This window comes from Brasilonema octagenarum UFV-OR1, assembly GCF_963888615.1.
GTDB classification, from domain to species: domain Bacteria; phylum Cyanobacteriota; class Cyanobacteriia; order Cyanobacteriales; family Nostocaceae; genus Brasilonema; species Brasilonema sennae.
The window spans coordinates 1-17,961 of record NZ_CAWPKW010000225.1 but is presented as its reverse complement, the minus strand read 5'-3'; the positions used below and the strand labels follow the sequence as shown (position 1 = coordinate 17,961).

Genomic DNA, 17,961 nt, shown 5'->3' with positions numbered 1-17,961 from the left:
AAGAAGATGTGGTCAACACTAGCGATCGCGGGTTGAATTCCGCACTATCGCGTCCACTTTTTGGGGAGTGATCTTACTCTCTTACCGCCAGAAGAATACCTAATTTAACGAACCGCCAAGACGATAATTCTCAGAACTCATATAGGATTCCTATAATTCTAAATCCAAGAATTAAACCACATCCGCATTGGTCTATATTCAAAATTTGAAAGAGGTAAACCTAAATAAATAGGCATCCAAAAAACAAAAGCACTCACAATAATAAAGGTAATCGTCACACCAACAGCGCGGAGTGGAATATGATAACTACGTAAGCACTGATCAACAAGCCAAGCGATCGCTAAAAATGCGAACACTACAGCCGTCATGTAATGGTAGATAAAAACGCAGCGATTTACTCCCACCCAAGGCAGTAAATTAGCAATATAATTGGTCACTATGTATAAGGCAATCCAAGTATCAACACTCAGTTTCCTTGGAGGAGAAAAGCGTTTTTGCCTGACCAAAGGAATGAGGAATCGCCACACCAACATTCCAACTAAAAATAAAAGCGCCGCAACGCCAAACCACCACAAAAACGGATTGCCCATTGCATGGACATCATAAATAATTTTCCCAGCACCTGCAGGCAAAGGAGGTCCCATAACAGGTGGTGGTTCCTTAAGGTTTTGTGCTGTTTGGTAAAAATACGCCATTGGTCGAGTGATCAAGGGCCATTTATACCAAGCAGCACAGTAAGGATGGACCTTAGGAGTATTACCACCAAGACGTTCATGAAACAGCAAAATTTGCTGGTGTAGTTCTAGAAATCCAAATTTTGTATTTAAGAGTAAATGAGGTATCCAAATCAAACTGTAAACTATTAAAGGGAGTAAACCGAAATAAATAACAATGTGAATTAAATTAAGTTGAGTTAATTTCTGCAATGGGGTTAGATTGACCTGCCCATTATTATTGGAAGATTGCAAGCTAATATTGCCAGGAAAAATTCTATATCTTTTTTTTCCAGATAAGCCAGACTTATACTCACTTAAGGAAGCGAAGGAAGATAAAGAAGAAAATCTTTTATTACGTTTTCTTCCACTGATTATGTCGGGAGGATGAGAAACAAATGCCTTTTGGATTTGAGGGTTAGTATCGTTGTCAAGAAAGCTAGAAGATTGCCACCAACGAATTCCCCAAGCTAATATCCAGATGAGGTAAGTCCCTAGCAAAAACCACAAACCATTCCATTTGGTAGCGGCTGATGCACCAAAAGCTATGCCAGAAAGTATTAACCAAAAACTGCGTTGTTGTCTTTGTTTTGCTAATGCCAATAAGAAAAACCACTGTCCCAGCAATCCAAAGATCACAATATACTGGTTGATCAGAGCATAGCGAGATTCTACAAGAAATATGCCGTCGCAAGCTGTGAACAAACCAGCAACTAAAGCAAAACCACGACGATAACTTATCTGATAGGCAATGGCAGCGACTATTATAGGGATAAATGAACCAGAAAAGGCATTCATCCAACGGTAAGTCACGGGTGACATGACTGAACCAGTAAACCCATTCACCTCATCTTGCCAGAAGGGAATATGGCTACCAATCCAAATCCCCAGTGCAATCATATACTTACCTAGTGGTGGATGACCATCAAAAAATGGTGTATGGGTAAGGTAATTATTACCAAATTTAGCGTAATAAACTTCGTCAAAGACAAAGGTGTTAAATCTTCCCAATCCCCAAAATCGCAAGGCGAGTGACAGCAAGAATACACCCACGATGCCAATCCGAAACCACTTTTTATTCATTGGTCACTAGTTCTTAGTCAATAGTCAACCTTTTGCAAAAGTGATATTCCAATATTTGGAACCACAGATGAACACAGGTTAACACAGATAAATCAACTCCTGACTTGCACGCAACTTGCACTCCACTTTGGGGGTTCGGTCAAATCTAGAAAAATCTGGGCGAGAGTTCAACTCTCGCCCAGATTTTTACAGGTTTAATGGGCATACAGCCCCTACAAAGCCTAATTTATTTAGCGTTTTGCTGCTGTGACCAAATGCGTGTTGGTAATCCCCAAACGTAAATAAAACCTTCTGCTGCCTTATGGTCAAATGTATCTTCAGCACCGTAGGTTGCCAAGTCAGGGGTGTAGAGGGAATTTTCTGAAATACGCCCAACTATGGTAGCGTTGCCTTTGAATAGTTTCACCCGCACAGTTCCAGACACTTGCTCTTGTGTCTTTTGAATAAAGGCATCGAGTGCACCTTTTAAGGGACTGTACCACAGACCGTTGTAAATTAATTGGCTGTAAGTCTCCTCAATTCCACGCTTATAGTGGCTAATATCTGCTGTCAAAGTCAGGCTTTCTAAATCACGGTGTGCCTGAATTAACACGAGCAAAGCGGGAGTTTCATAAATTTCCCGCGATTTGATACCTACCAAGCGGTTTTCTACCATGTCGATGCGTCCAACACCGTGATTCCCAACTACCTGGTTGAGTTGTTGAATCAAATCAACTGGGTTGATGAATTCGCCATTCAGAGTGGTAGGAACTCCTCTGGAAAATCCAATTTCAACATACTCTGGTTTGTCGGGAGTGTCGGCGATCGCCTTCGTCATCAAATAAATTTCTTCTGGTGGTTCCACATTCGGGTCTTCCAGAGGACCTGCTTCAATACTCCGACCGAGCAAGTTACGATCAATGCTGTAGGGAGACTTTTTCTTCACTGGCGAGGGAATGCCATACCGTTCCCCGTAGGCGATAGTTTCCTCGCGACTCATTCCCCATTCTCGCGCTGGGGCAAGAATTTTGAGATTGGGGTTAAGCGCGGCAGCTGAGACATCAAAACGTACTTGGTCATTTCCCTTACCAGTGCATCCGTGGGCGATCGCATCAGCACCATATTTTTCTGCCGCTTCGACTAATGCTTTGGTAATCAACGGACGAGCAAGGGCAGTACTTAAAGGATAGCGATTTTCATAAAGAGCGTTTGCTTGAATTGCGCGAAAAGCGTAGTCTTTCACAAAGTCTTCTTTAACATCCACCACCAGCGATTCACTGGCACCCGATTTCAGGGCTTTTTCTCTGACAGGTTCTAATTCATCCCCCTGTCCTAAATCTGCTGCTAAGGTGATCACTTCTTCCACACCCCATTCATGCTTGAGGTAAGGAATGCACACAGAGGTATCTACACCACCAGAATAAGCCAAAACAACTTTTTTCGCGCGACCCATTTGTCTCTCCAATAGCAAAACTCAACAATGAGTCATTACTATCTAACCTATTTACGTTTATTTTTCAACTAAATGACATTATCATAATGTGTCTATATTTTCAATAATTTAGATCAATCTGTGATGTGATCCAAATCATTTATTGTCATTATTTCTTTTCTACGGATAGCATTGAAATTAAATCTTGCTTGAACAAAGGATGAATTGGCATTACTGCTAAAGACTTGGGGTGAGTGAGTTGTAAAGTTATCTGATTGATGCCAAAAGTTTGCTCTAGATGAGTTTGTAGTTGCCCAAGTAGGCGATCGCGTTGTTCAACCGTCGCACAATCCACACTCAGATGAGCACAAAGCATGATCTGTTCTCTGCTTATTCTCCAAATATAGAGTTTTTCCACCTGCAAAACATCAGGAAAAGATTTCAGAAAAACTTCTACATCCGCAGGGTTAATAGATTTTGGTGCATACTCCAAAAGAATTGAGAGACTTTCTTGGACAAGTGGCAAAGCACTTAAGATCATAAAGCCTGCAACTACTAAGCTAATAGCTGTATCTGCCCATAACCAATTCCAGAAGTGAATCACAATAGCAGCAACCATCACACCCACAGAACTCGCAGTATCAGCGATAATATGAAGCACAGCACCCCGTAGATTGAGATCATCGTGAGAGTGGGGATGCAGCAAAGTTATATTGAGCAAATTGATGATTAAACCTAACATGGCTACCGCTAACATGGGCAAGCCTGAAATTTCTTGTGGACTTTGAAAGCGGTGAATTGCTTCCCAACAAATGAAAATAGCAATCACAAGCAAACTTAACCCATTTACCAAAGCCGCCATAATTTCAATACGGCGATGTCCAAATGTTGCCCTCGCAGCTGCAGGTTGCTGTACTAACCAACTGGCAAACAGCGATATTCCCAAAGCCGCTATGTCACAAAGAATATGTTCTGCATCTGCCCGTAGAGATAAACTTCCACTCCACAAACCGACACTCCACTCAGCAACAAAAAACCCAGCAAGTAAACAAACAGTGATTGATAAAAGCTGAGTTTTTCGACTGTTTTGATTTGTTTTGACCGAATTATCTAAACACCTACAGTTGCAATCTTGCTCTAAAAGCATGACCCAAATAACTCCATGTAAATGAGATTTTTAGCATTAATAATATCCACAAATTAGCTTACCGTGGGCATGATTAAACAACTGACGTTTTGTATTGCAGTACGTTTCCTGTGGTGTATTAAATAGCACATTTTTTGTTTAACTCAATTTCACAATGACTTTACGACTGCTTTATAACAAATTTATTACGACTTTCCTAATTATTACGTACTATGAATTAAGACAAATTATTTGTTTATACTCAGTGTCCTATTAACATAGAATATACGGTAAATTATGCTCCGTTCACACATCAAATGGTTTATACCAGTAGCTTTAGCTTTCAGTGGTTTCGGGTTAAATGTGCAAAGGGCGAGCGCACAGGCTACCTATAATACCTATGAATTTACTACTAACTATAAGACATCAGTCGAGATTAACCCGTTCCTACCAGAACAGAACATTCTCAGGGCAACCATCACAGGGGAAAATGCTGATGCTCCTTACGGATTGACTAAATTTATTAGCAATACTTATGGACAATCTGAGTCTCGTGGAGCCAACACATTTACCAGATTCAATTCAGATCCAACCGTATTTGGCATAGAAGGCAAAACACTTGGCGACATATACTACGGTGATGGTGCCAATAAGTTATTTGGACTAGCGAATGACAGCGCTGAAATTAACCCGATCGCAGGCACAATTAAAGGTAGTGGTACTATAACTATTACCAATGGAACGGGCATATTCCAAAACGCTACAGGCAAAATAGATTTTACTGAGGAGGACGCACTTGCTCCCCCAGGGGTTCCTTCTATTGGTAACGCTATCCTGAAATTCTCCTTGCGGACTCCTCGGGCGGTTCCAGAACCAACAGCCACTCCAGCACTAATCGGCTTGGGTGTACTTGGAGCAGGTTTTTTGTTGCGCAAACACCATCGTAAAAAGACTTTCAACTAAAAAAGCTCCAAGTTGTAGCACCATAAAATTCATTGAAACCACCTCAAAACCGAGAAGGACTGAGGTGGTTTCGCTTTAGGGAACAGTGCTGTAGTCGTTATTGTCCTATCCTGGAGGTAGACGAGCACGCTCGTTTTCTTATTTTGAACTTTGAACTTTGAGAGAAGTCAGAGCGCCGGCTTCCGGCGATCTGAACTTCGGTGATTTTGAATTATTTACTGTTGTGGGTGAGACTGTGTTTTTTAGTGTTGTTATTCCGACTTACAATCGTAAGCCAATTTTGGAAAAGTGTCTTAGGGCTTTGGAGACGCAGCAACTGAGTGCGTCAAGTTCAATGACTGGTTACGAAATTGTCTTGGTGGACGATGGATCTGATGATGGCACGTTAGAGTGGTTGAAAGCGCACAAAGGCGAATTTCCCCATGTGAAAACGTTTCATCAAAACCACGCAGGACCAGCAGCCGCCCGAAATTTGGGAGTAGAAAAGGCATTAGGGGACACTATTATTTTTGTTGATAGTGATTTAGTTGTTACGAAGAATTTCCTGCAAGCCCATGAATCGGCACTGGTGGAAGGAAAGGAGAAATTGGGGAGCGATCGCTTCTTTACCTATGGTGCAGTCATTAATACTTGTAATTTTGACAACCCCACTTCTGAACCGTACAAAATAACAGATTTTTCCGCAGCTTTTTTTGCCACAGGAAATGTAGCCATCCCCAAGCATTGGTTAGAGAAAGCTGGACTTTTTGACACTGGTTTTCAACTTTATGGTTGGGAAGATTTAGAGCTGGGTGTTAGACTCAAAAGTCTTGGGTTAAAACTTATCAAATGTCCAGATGCTGTTGGCTATCACTGGCATCCACCCTTTAACTTACAACAAGTGCCCAACTTGATTGACAAAGAAATTCAGCGTGGACGCATGGGAGTGTTGTTTTATCAAAAGCATCCTACTTGGGAAGTGCGAATGATGATTCAAATGACTTGGTTACATCGCTTACTTTGGGGAATTTTATCATTGAATGGCATCCTCAACGAACGTACAATGGCACCATTTTTGCAATGGCTAATTGATTTAGGAAAACCACAGTTAGCTTTAGAAGCTGCTCGAATTTTTCTTAACTGGTACAACGTCAAGGGTGTTTATCAAGCTTATTCCCAAATGCAAAAGGCAACTTGAAAAGAAACTCTGGGACATCGGCTTTGTGCTTGTACAGATGTAGTAATTTCCTCTTTTAAATGTCGTATTTTCTCAACTTTTTTAATTTTCCAATAGCTGGCACAACTATGTTACCTTAGTATGGTTAATTAATCTCGCACATTCAGGAGTACGTCGGGTGTTTCCTGGTTTTGGAAATACGCCTGAATGGAGGTTTAACCCGAATAGGAGTAAAAAAGATGGCTGTTGTTTCATTGGCTCAAATGATGGAGTCTGGGGTTCACTTTGGGCATCAAACCCGCAGATGGAACCCGAAAATGTCTCCATACATTTACACTGCTCGTAATGGAGTACACATCATCGACTTGGTGCAGACTGCCCAGTTGATGGAAGAAGCTTATGCGTACATGAGGTCACAAGCTGAGGCTGGCAAGAAATTCTTGTTTGTTGGTACCAAGCGCCAAGCAGCAGGAATCGTTGCCCAAGAAGCAGCCCGTTGTGGTTCTCACTACATTAACCAGCGTTGGTTGGGTGGAATGCTCACTAACTGGGCAACTATCAAAACCCGCGTAGATCGCCTCAAAGATTTGGAACGTCGGGAAGAAAATGGCGCTCTCGATTTGCTGCCAAAAAAAGAAGCCTCAATGTTACGTCGGGAAATGACGAAGCTTCAGAAATACCTGGGTGGAATTAAAGCTATGCGGAAAGTACCCGATGTGGTCGTGATTGTAGACCAACGGCGGGAGTATAACGCAGTCCAAGAATGCCAAAAGTTGTCAATTCCGATTGTGTCCATGCTGGATACTAATTGTGACCCAGATGTGGTTGATATTCCCATCCCAGCAAATGATGACGCCATCCGGTCAATTAAGTTGATTGTAGGCAAATTGGCGGACGCCATTGATGAAGGTCGTCACGGTCAATTGGATTCAGAAGATTACGAAGATTACGACGGCGCAGAGGAAGACTACGACTACGAGGAAGGTGAAGGCGATTACTCTGGCTTGGGAATTCCCAACGACGAAGAAGAAGAATAATTGCCTGCTGAGTTTTGAGTGTGAGTGCCGAGTGCCGAGTAAAATAATAGTACTCGGTACTTAGTGGTACTTTCTATTTATGAGTTTCTAGCTGTAGGTATAATCCTAAGTTAGTGCTAAATTGTGAGGCAGTTGCTCGACTAGGGTTCCCCGGCATAAGCAAACTGCCGTTCGCCGTAAGGCGTGCGCTCTGCGCACACCCGGAGGGTGAGTTCTTTTGATTGAGTACTCACAACTCATGGCTCAGGACTTTGTTAAAATTCAGAACTCAAGATTTTATTTGAGAATAATTAAAACTGTCAATGAAGTAGGAATTAAGGCAACATGGCGGAAATATCTGCAAAACTCGTCCAAGAGCTACGTCAGACAACCGGTGCTGGTATGATGGACTGCAAGAAGGCACTAAAAGAAACTGACGGTGACATACAAAAAGCCATTGAGTGGCTGCGACAAAAGGGCATCGCTAAAGCCGATAAGGGCGCAGGACGTATTGCGGCAGAAGGTTTGGTGGATACATACATTCAACCCGGAGGTGAGGTTGGTGTACTCATAGAAGTCAACTGCCAAACTGATTTTGTTGCCCGTAACGAAGCTTTCAAAGCCCTGGTTCAAAATCTGGCGAAGCAAGCAACGACTGCTGAAAATGTTGAGGCAATGCTTGCTCAACCTTACATTGAAGATGAAAGTGTTAACGTAGAAGATTTCATCAAGCAAATGAGTGGTCAACTTGGTGAAAATATCCAACTGCGTCGCTTCGCCAAATATGCACTCTCCACAGGCACAAAAGGGATAGTAGACAGCTACATCCACACTGGTGGTCGGGTTGGTGTGTTAGTCGAACTAAACAATCAAAACGATTCAGTGAGCGATCGTAGCGAGTTTCAAACTCTCACGCGGAGTGTAGCCATGCAAGTTGCGGCTTGCCCAAACGTTGAGTACGTGAACGTAGACGAAATTCCCGCTGAGGTTGCCCAAAAAGAAAAGGATATTGAAATGGGGCGGGATGACTTGGCAAACAAGCCACAGAACATCAAAGAAAAGATTGTTCAAGGACGAATTGAAAAACGTCTACAAGAAATGAGTTTGCTAGATCAACCTTATATTCGCGATCAGAGTATCACGGTAGAAGAATTGATTAAGCAAAACGCGTCAAAACTAGGCGATAGTGTTCAAGTTCGTCGCTTCATTCGCTATATCCTCGGGGAAGGCATTGAAAAGCAAGAAAGTAACTTTGCAGAAGAAGTAGCAGCACAAATGGGCAGCAAATAATTGAGTCATTTATCATTAGTTATCGGCAAAAGATAGGTGACACAAGACTATTTAACTTAACAGGTCAAGCAAGTTTAGCTGACCTGTTTTTCATTCAAACTCAACGAAATATCAGGTTTTCAACACATTGAGTCAACGTTACTATAGATTAAAGTGTGTATCTTAGTCTCAATCCAAAATTCATATCCAAAAACCCAAAATTCCAAAGTTCTTTGGGTGATTTTTGAAAAATTATAAATACATTTGTACCATAATAAGGTTCAGATGCATGATAGCAAGAAGATATGGCGAAAGCAATCGAGCAAATTGAACGAGAGATATTAGCATTAGAGGAAGCAATACAGGCGATCGCAAAAGAACTCCGAAGCGCCTACATAAATTATCTCGCTGCCTTGGGTCAAACTGTACAGAGGCAGTTGATTCTGGCGACTTATCATTTGTGTACCCAAGGGTATCCTGAAACTTTTTTGAGTTTGTCATTGAATCAGCGACAACAATTGCAACAAGCTATTCGTAAGTTGGGTCAACAAACAGCCCAGCAGTTGCAAGCCCTTCTCAAGACGGAACAAGAGGAACAACACAACGAAGACGAGGAAATTGATGAGGATAAGCAAACAGATCAACCCTCGTCTTATACTCCCGTAACTCTACCCACTTCTCCCACTTCCCTAACTCCCCTAACCACTTCACCAACTTCCCCAACTCCCCCAACTTCCCTAACTCCCCCAACTTCCCTAACCTCCTCAACTCCCCCAACTTCCCTAACCCCCTCAACTTTGTTCTCTTTATCCTCGCTGCAAAGCGTGTCGTCTTTTCCAAACACCTCTAACCCTGTAGAACTAGTAAAATGGCAACAGAATATAGAGAGACTCACACAAGAAAAGCTCAAAAGAGTTTCTCGTGAGGCTAATCTTCGCTTACAAAAAGCAGGGATTTTACCTAAAAAATTACCAGAACCGATTTTAGAAGCAGCTACAGCAGCTGCATCAGAAGCTTCTGGTGAAGTGATGCCAGGGCCACCCAATCTACTAAACTTGGTTGTTGAAATTGACAATGAACCGCAATCAGAAGACTCTAATTTGACACAAATCATGGCTCTTAATCTGCGGCTTGGGGAAATTGAGTTTGCTGATCCGACACTCTCGTCTTATCGCAAGCAGATTCACAGTGTCTTACTTCAGCTTCGTAGACGAGGACAGGAGTATCACAAAAAACAGCGGGAACGTTCAGTTGCCCAAGCTGAAGCAGCATGGCGTGCTATTTGGTCTGAGGATTAATGATCTGTTCTTTGTCCGAAGTCAAATGACAAATGACTAATGACTACTGACTAATGAGTAATGACTACTGACAAACCAGATTGGATACGATTACAGAAAGCTTTGGCAATAGAAGCAGAAAAAGGCTTTGCTGATTTACTGGGTAAACAATACCGCTTCAGTGAGTTTCTTACCCTGACTTTTGGCAAATTCCCCATAGACTTACCTGGTATTGAACGTCGTCGCTGGCAAGAATTGGCAGCTGAATTTGCTAATTATCCCAATCTGGAACTGGAAGATAGACAACACTTAGTCGCAGAAACTCGTAGATATCTGTACCAAGTTCAGCAAGTGGTTGAAGGAGAAGGGGAAGCAGGGAAAGCCAGGGAAGCAGAACAGCAGGGGAGTTGGAGAGCAAAAGAAAATTCTTCTGGATATTCCCCACTCTCAAAATCTCCAATTGTTGGTGAAGTCAGTCGGAACCTTGCTCCCAATCTAGACCAAAAGCTGAGTGACTTACCAGAAATAGGCATTAGAAAATCTGCTAATTTAGCACGTCTTGGTTTATACACTGTACGCGACTTACTTTACTATTATCCTCGTGACCATATTGACTATGCTCGTCAGGTGAATATTCAAGAGTTGGTGGCGGGGGAGACGGTGACAATAGTCGCAACAGTAAAGCGCTGTAACTGCTTTACAACTCCCAAAAACAACAAATTGACGATTTTAGAAGTGCTGCTGCGTGATCAGACGGGTCAGCTCAAAATCAGCCGATTTTTTGCTGGTACACGCTATAGCAGTCGTGCTTGGCAGGAAAGTTTTAAGCGTCGCTACCCGAATGGCAGTATTGTAGCAGCATGCGGGTTGGTGAAAGAAAGTAAATATGGTCTCACGTTGGAAGACCCAGAATTGGAGGTTTTGGGACATGCAGGAGATACAATTGAGTCTTTAATAATTGGTAGGATAGTCCCTATTTATCCACTGACAGAGGGAGTGGGGGCGGATTTGGTACGACAAGCAGTTATTGCTGCTTTACCTGCCACTGTCCATCTCAAAGATCCACTGCCTAGCGGTCTGCGAGATAAGTATAATTTGATGGAATTGAAGGAAGCAATTCATAATATCCACTTTCCTCCAGACAGCGATAGTTTGCAAGCTGCCCGTCGCCGCCTCGTTTTCGATGAATTTTTCTACCTGCAACTTGGGTTACTCCAACGTCAACAGAAAGCCAAGGAAACTCAAACCAGTGCGATTCTTGCCCCAAAAGGTCAATTACTGGAAAAATTCTCCGAAATACTGCCGTTTAAACTGACTAACGCACAGCAACGAGTCATTAACGAAATTCTCAACGACTTGCAAAAACCTGCACCGATGAATCGTTTGGTGCAAGGGGATGTGGGTTCTGGTAAAACTGTTGTTGCTGTAATTGCTATCCTTGCTGCTCTTCAATCTGGGTATCAAGCAGCACTGATGGCTCCCACAGAGGTTTTGGCAGAACAGCATTATCGCAAGTTAGTGAGTTGGTTTAACCTCCTGCATTTACCAGTGGAATTACTGACAGGTTCTACTAAGATTGCCAAAAGACGACAAATTCACGCCCAGTTAGAAACGGGTGAATTGCCGCTTTTAGTGGGAACTCATGCCTTAATTCAAGACCCTGTCAACTTTATGCGATTGGGTTTAGTTGTGATAGATGAGCAACACCGTTTTGGGGTGGAACAACGGGCGCGTTTGCAACAAAAAGGCGAGCAACCTCATGTATTAACTATGACGGCAACTCCGATTCCTCGAACTTTAGCGCTGACAATACACGGGGATTTGGATGTGAGTCAGATTGATGAATTACCACCAGGAAGGCAAACGATTCAGACGACTGTGCTCATAAATCAGCAACGTAGCCATGCTTATGAGCTTATTCGCCGGGAAATTGCCCAAGGACGACAAACTTATGTGGTTTTGCCGTTGGTGGAAGAATCAGAAAAGTTGGATTTGCGATCGGCAGTAGAAGAGCATAAAAAGTTACAGGAAAGCATCTTTCCAGAGTTTCAGGTGGGGCTGCTTCATGGTCGGATGAGTTCAGCGGAAAAGGACGAAGCTATTACGAAGTTCCGCGATAACGAAACTCAAATTTTGGTTTCTACGACTGTTGTAGAGGTTGGAGTCGATGTGCCGAATGCAACAGTTATGCTCATTGAAAATGCAGAGCGGTTTGGCTTATCTCAGTTGCACCAACTCCGGGGACGTGTTGGTCGAGGTGCGGCTAAGTCCTATTGTCTTTTACTGAGTAGTTCCAAAAGTTCAGATGCACAGCAACGGCTGAGGGTTTTGGAACAATCTCAGGATGGCTTTTTCATCTCGGAAATGGATATGCGCTTTCGTGGTCCTGGGCAAGTTTTGGGGACTCGTCAATCAGGTATACCAGATTTTACATTAGCGAGCTTGGTGGAAGATGAAGAAGTGTTAATTTTGGCACGACAAGCAGCGGAGAAGGTGATAGAGATAGATGCAACTTTGGAACGTTGGTATTTGATGAAGGAAGAGTTGAAGTATCGGTATGAGCGGTTAATGGGTGGAGCGATTTTGACATGATTGATCATGATCGCTTGTTTAAGGAACTGCTGACCACATTTTTTGTGGAATTTTTAGAGCTATTTTTCCCCGAAGTTATTGCTTATTTAGAATCTGATTGTTTAGAATTTTTGGACAAGGAAATTTTTACTGATATCACTGCAGGTGAGCAGTATGAAGCTGATTTAGTCGTTAAGGCTCGATTTAGAGAGCAAGAGTCATTTTTTCTGATTCATGACGCATTGTCAAGGCACGTTTCGGGTAAGAAGCTTCTTACCCGAAAGCTGCCGCCCCTAAAAAATTGGGCAGCCTTTGTCTGTTGATCTGTGGGGCAAGACGCGTACTCGTTGTAATAAGGCTGCCCAATTTTTTTACGTGTAAGACCCCCGTATAGAAAACCAAGCTTATTCACAAGCAGATTTTGGGCGACGAATGTTTCGTTATTTTGCTCGATTGTTTGAAAAATTTGCGCTTCCTGTGTACCCAATTGTCATTTTTTCCTTTGATTCTCCACGTACGCCTCAACCAAGTGTATATAGAGTGGAATTTCCCGACAAAGTCGTTTTAGAACTTAATTACGCAGTATTACAGTTAAATCGTTTAAATTGGCGAAATTTCTTGCGACAAGAAAATCCCGTAGCCAGTGCGCTTATGGCTAAAATGAACATAGCCCCAGAAGAACGCCCTAGAGTTAAGTCGGAATGTTTGCGGCTGTTAGCTACTTTGCGACTTGATCCTGCACGGACAAAAATGATTTCTGGATTTATTGATACTTACCTAAAGCTAAATGCTCAAGAGGAAGAGATTTTTAAAACAGAGATTGCGAAGTTTGAACCAGTTCAACAGGAGGTTGTTATGGAAATTGTCACTGGCTGGATGGAAGAAGGGATACGACGAGGAAGACAACAAGGTAGACAGGAAGGAAGGCAAGAAGGTAGACAGGAAGGTAGACAGGAAGGTAGACAGGAAGGTAGGCAGGAAGGTAGACAGGAAGGTAGACAGGAAGGTAGACAGGAAGGTAGACAGGAAGGAGAACTGGCAGTCATTATGCGCCTACTCAACCGGCGAATTGGTACAGTTGAGCCTGAGTTACAAGAACGTATTCGTCAGCTATCGCTCAATCAATTAGAAGATTTAGCTGAGGTGTTGTTGGATTTCTCCACCGCAGAAGATTTAATTGCTTGGCTGAATAAACAACAGGGGTAGAAACCATCACGCGTCTACCCCTGTAGTGAAAATTGGTAAAAGCTCGTTAAGCTTAAAGAAACTCAATAGTATCAACGAAACCTAAAACATTCTGCTTGATATCCTCAGCTTCTTGTTCAAGAGAACTTGGTTTTTCTTTGTCAAAAAAGCTGTGCTGACTGCTGACGATATACAAAAGATCACCATAGCTAAATGCTAAAACACCACGGTATGCATTCAACTTAGTTGCAGTACCGTTGTTTCCTGTTTTCGTAACTGTTGAACCTTGGGGCATATCAACTAATACGAAGTAAGCCCCTTCTAAGATGTCTTCCAGATATTCAGTATGCTTTACCTGAGAATCTGGTAAATTAGCAACAATTGTTTGAGGCACATACTTACTCAGGAGAAATGAACGCAGATATTCTTGGTGTCCCACAGAATCCATTTCCTCAGTCTGTTTTGAGGAGATAGGAAAGTAATCGATTCTTAACAATCTGCCAGAATCATCAGAAAAGCTGACTGAGCTTTCTTGAGTTTCAACTCTACCACCTTGTTCAGAATTTACAGGAATTAGAACGATAAAATTACCTGAGGGTGATTCATAGACGTTTGGGTTTAAGTCTTCGTCAAATCCTGTCTCATCCTCGTCTTCTAGCAAGTCTTCATCTTCTATCTCTTCAAAGGCGGCGATCACCTCATCTATCACTTCTTTCGCATCTTTATCGTTAATTCCTAAAGCTTCTTGGAGCTTTTTGAGCAAAGTCGTTTTTCCTTTGGGTATACGCACTTCCTCTTCGTCTACAAGTACGCTGACTCCCGCAGCATAAGCATCTAGTACTAACTCGCCTGTCAGAGAACCTTTTGCACTGTTAAATAGTGCTCCTATCTGACTTTCTTCTGCAATGGCTACGACTTTATCCAGCGTTTCTAATAATTCATCATCTGAGTATTCCTCAAAAATCTCAAGTCCCCAGAGGATATCCGCCAAAAGATCTGGATCTAGTTCTTCTAATGAAGAATCAGCAGCAGCTGTGACAACCGCGATCGCCGCAACTGCTTCTTCTGGACTGATTGATTCTTGTAATGTTTTTTTTGAGTTAAAAAACTTGTCGTACTTGCCCACGACTGCTCCTTCCTAAAATGGTTCGCTAGTGATAACACAAATCTAGTATCAATGGGTAGTTTAGCAATCAGTGAGTCTCCTGTTGTTCTATTTTCAAAAAAAGGGTTTTTATGAGGTGTACTCAAACGCTAAATCAGAACTACTATATCTCAACCGCCAATGTAGATTTAACCTTTGCAAAATTTATATTTTTACTCTTGTAGTAGTCTGTCAAGGTAACGCCTGCTGAGTTAACATTCTCCGCGTCCTTGTCTCACCGTGTCCCCGTGTCAGCCTCAACCCGTCAATTTTGAGTTGACGAACTAAAGCGAGTAAAACGCATTCTTATCTTATATCAAGTTACTGCTCTGCGGACTTTATCGCCTGTGTGAACTTCTACCACATCTTAATTGCGTTAGCTGATAGATATAAACGCAAATCTGTTTTGCAAAATCTAAAGAAACTATAAAATCGTCTACGATTGAATGTGATATACCTTACGTAGAGGCAAGCAATCGTCGTCGAACAATCAGGGCATCAAAATCAGGAGGTCAATACAGATGGATACAGTAGCAAAAGAGACTTTATTGCACTCATCCTCCAAAGAGCGATCGCTCGTCCTGTTGTTTGATGAGGTGGGCATTACCGATATACCGATAGTTGGTGGAAAGAATGCATCTTTAGGTGAGATGATTCAACAATTAACACCAAAAGGCATTAATGTTCCGATTGGGTTTGCGACTACAGCTTACGCTTATCGCTATTTTATTGAAGGTGCTGGGCTAGAAGAAAAACTGCGCAAACTGTTTTCTGACTTGGATGTAGAAGATGTAAAAAATTTACGAGAACGTGCGAAAAAGGCGCGATCGCTCCTGTTACACACACCCTTTCCAAAAGAGCTAAGGGAGGCGATTGTTAAAGGATACCAAACTTTGTGTGAGCGATACAACCCAGACACAGACGTAGCAGTGCGCTCAAGTGCTACCGCAGAAGACCTCCCCGACGCCAGTTTTGCCGGACAGCAAGAAAGTTACCTCAACGTGACTGGTATAGAAAGTGTTTTGGGCGCTTGTCACAAATGCTTTGCTTCCATATTTACAGACAGGGCAATTTCCTACCGCCACACCAAGGGATTTGACCACTTCAGTGTAGCCCTCGCTGTTGGCGTGCAAAAAATGGTACGTTCCGATTTAGCATCTTCTGGAGTCATGTTCTCCATTGAAACAGAAACAGGTTTCAAGGATGCTGCACTGATTAGCGCGGCATACGGTTTAGGAGAAAACGTTGTCCAAGGATCTGTCAACCCAGACGAATACTACGTTTTTAAACCAACTCTTAAAGAAAATTTTCGCCCAATTGTCGATAAAAAATTGGGTAGTAAAGAATTAAGAATGATTTATGATGACGGCTCGAAATTTACGAAAAACGTCCTAGTTCCTGAAAGTGAAAGAGGCAAATTCGCTCTGACTGATGATGAGATTTTACAACTAGCTCGTTGGGCGTGTTTGATTGAAGAGCATTATTCCACAGTCAACGACACTTACACCCCAATGGACATCGAATGGGCGAAAGATGGTATTACCGACGAATTGTTTGTTGTGCAAGCCCGTCCAGAAACTGTGCAGTCTCAGAAGACGGAGAATGTATTGCGGACTTATCGCTTCTTAAAGACAGATCAGGCAGATGAGAAAGCAAAATCCTCCTCATCACCCGATATTCTACTCACCGGACGTGCGATTGGGGAAGCCATCAGTCAAGGTAAAGCGCACCTGATTACAGATGTGCATAAAATCGAACAGTTCAAAGCAGGGGAAATCTTGGTCACAGATAGAACTGACCCCGACTGGGAACCGATAATGAAAAGAGCAAGTGCGATTATCACCAACCAAGGTGGACGCACCTGTCATGCGGCGATTATTGCGCGAGAATTGGGTGTACCTGCAATTGTGGGATGTGGTAACGCTACGAAAATTCTGAAAAATGGTCAAGAAATCACGATTTCTTGCGCGGAAGGCGAAGAAGGACGAGTTTATGCAGGGTTATTGCCGTTTGAAGTCGAAGAAGTTCCACTGGGAGACTTACCCCGCACTCGTACCCAGATTCTGATGAATGTGGGTAACCCTTCAGAAGCATTCAGTTTGTCTGCGATCCCCAATGACGGGGTTGGTTTGGCGAGAACTGAGTTTATCATCGCCAATCATATCCAAACTCATCCAATGGCGCTGATTCATCATGACGAAATAAATGATCAATATGTCAAAGCTAAAATTTCTGAAATCACTGCACTTTATGACGACAAACCCCAGTATTTTGTTGAAAAATTAGCTCAAGGTATTGGTAGAATTGCTGCGGCGTTTTATCCCAAACCAGTTGTCGTCAGGATGTCCGATTTCAAGAGTAACGAGTACGCGAACTTGTTGGGTGGTAGACAGTTTGAACCTGAAGAAGAAAATCCGATGCTGGGGTGGCGAGGCGCAGCGCGTTACTATGATCAAGGTTACAAAGAAGCTTTTGCTTTAGAATGTCAAGCGCTTAAGCGAGTCAGGGATGAAATGGGGTTGACAAATGTGATCGTAATGATTCCGTTTTGTCGCACTCCCGATGAAGGGCGTCTGGTTTTGGCAGAAATGGCAAAAAATGGTTTGCAGCAGGGTGTGAATGACTTGCAAGTTTATGTGATGTGCGAGTTACCCAGCAACGTCATGCTGGCTGATGAGTTTGCAGAAGTTTTTGACGGGTTCTCAATTGGTTCCAATGACTTAACTCAATTGACACTTGGGTTAGATAGAGATTCCGGGTTAGTGGCGCGGTTATTTGATGAACGCAGTGAGAGTGTTAAGCGGATGGTGAAGTTGGCGATCGCCGCTGCCAAAAAGCACAATCGTAAAATCGGCATTTGTGGACAAGCACCCAGCGATTACCCGGAGTTTGCCCAGTTCTTAGTTGAACAGGGGATTGACTCTATGAGTCTCAATCCGGATTCGGTTTTAAAAACCATGTTGGAGGTGGCTAAAGTCGAACAGCGATCGTAAACCTCACCCTGCCCTGTCGGGCATCCCTCTCCTTAGTAAGGAGAGGGAAAGATT

The 17,961-nt window shown here is 42.8% G+C and carries 11 protein-coding genes and 1 pseudogene; 8 read left to right on the top strand and 4 right to left on the bottom strand.

Annotated features, from left to right (window positions below; translation table 11 throughout):
- Window positions 1–158: 158 nt before the first annotated feature.
- The 3 genes from AC5590_RS18030 to AC5590_RS18020 all read right to left on the bottom strand — a co-directional run bounded on the left by AC5590_RS18030 (window position 159) and on the right by AC5590_RS18020 (window position 4,354).
- On the bottom strand, window positions 159–1,796 hold the full coding sequence (locus tag AC5590_RS18030) for a dolichyl-phosphate-mannose--protein mannosyltransferase (RefSeq protein WP_169264889.1): 1,638 nt from the start codon (window positions 1,794–1,796) through the stop codon (window positions 159–161).
- Between the two features lie 226 nt (window positions 1,797–2,022).
- Window positions 2,023–3,228: an argininosuccinate synthase gene (locus AC5590_RS18025; protein ID WP_169264888.1), complete on the bottom strand. Its 1,206-nt coding sequence runs from the start codon at window positions 3,226–3,228 to the stop codon at window positions 2,023–2,025.
- Between the two features lie 148 nt (window positions 3,229–3,376).
- Window positions 3,377–4,354, bottom strand: a complete 978-nt coding sequence (locus tag AC5590_RS18020; RefSeq protein ID WP_169264887.1) for a cation diffusion facilitator family transporter — start codon at window positions 4,352–4,354, stop codon at window positions 3,377–3,379.
- A gap of 276 nt (window positions 4,355–4,630) precedes the next feature.
- Here AC5590_RS18020 and AC5590_RS18015 point away from each other — a divergent pair, with 276 nt between their 5' ends.
- The 7 genes and pseudogenes from AC5590_RS18015 (at window position 4,631) to AC5590_RS17985 (ending at window position 13,791) form a co-directional block, all read left to right on the top strand.
- Entirely contained in the window at window positions 4,631–5,296 is a 666-nt protein-coding gene (locus tag AC5590_RS18015) for a PEP-CTERM sorting domain-containing protein (protein WP_211178419.1), read from the top strand.
- A gap of 223 nt (window positions 5,297–5,519) precedes the next feature.
- Window positions 5,520–6,473: a glycosyltransferase family 2 protein gene (locus tag AC5590_RS18010; RefSeq protein WP_171978112.1), complete on the top strand. Its 954-nt coding sequence runs from the start codon at window positions 5,520–5,522 to the stop codon at window positions 6,471–6,473.
- 218 nt (window positions 6,474–6,691) lie between these two features.
- Entirely contained in the window at window positions 6,692–7,489 is a 798-nt protein-coding gene (rpsB, locus tag AC5590_RS18005) for a 30S ribosomal protein S2 (RefSeq protein ID WP_169264886.1), read from the top strand.
- 324 nt (window positions 7,490–7,813) lie between these two features.
- Window positions 7,814–8,758: a translation elongation factor Ts gene (gene tsf / locus AC5590_RS18000; protein WP_169264885.1), complete on the top strand. Its 945-nt coding sequence runs from the start codon at window positions 7,814–7,816 to the stop codon at window positions 8,756–8,758.
- A 284-nt stretch (window positions 8,759–9,042) separates the two neighbouring features.
- Complete coding sequence (locus AC5590_RS17995; RefSeq protein WP_169264884.1) at window positions 9,043–10,035, top strand: primosomal protein; 993 nt, start codon at window positions 9,043–9,045, stop codon at window positions 10,033–10,035.
- A gap of 60 nt (window positions 10,036–10,095) precedes the next feature.
- A complete protein-coding gene (gene recG / locus AC5590_RS17990) occupies window positions 10,096–12,606 on the top strand; it encodes an ATP-dependent DNA helicase RecG (RefSeq protein ID WP_169264883.1) in 2,511 nt (836 codons plus the stop codon).
- Window positions 12,603–13,791: pseudogene (locus tag AC5590_RS17985) on the top strand (Rpn family recombination-promoting nuclease/putative transposase). The gene recG and the pseudogene AC5590_RS17985 overlap by 4 nt, the downstream one beginning before the upstream one ends.
- A 52-nt stretch (window positions 13,792–13,843) precedes the next feature.
- Here AC5590_RS17985 and AC5590_RS17980 read toward each other — a convergent pair.
- Window positions 13,844–14,896: a tellurite resistance TerB family protein gene (locus AC5590_RS17980; protein WP_169264882.1), complete on the bottom strand. Its 1,053-nt coding sequence runs from the start codon at window positions 14,894–14,896 to the stop codon at window positions 13,844–13,846.
- A gap of 539 nt (window positions 14,897–15,435) precedes the next feature.
- On the opposite strand from AC5590_RS17980, the gene ppsA reads away from it, so the two are divergent.
- Complete coding sequence (gene ppsA / locus AC5590_RS17975; protein ID WP_169264881.1) at window positions 15,436–17,907, top strand: phosphoenolpyruvate synthase; 2,472 nt, start codon at window positions 15,436–15,438, stop codon at window positions 17,905–17,907.
- Window positions 17,908–17,961: the final 54 nt, after the last annotated feature.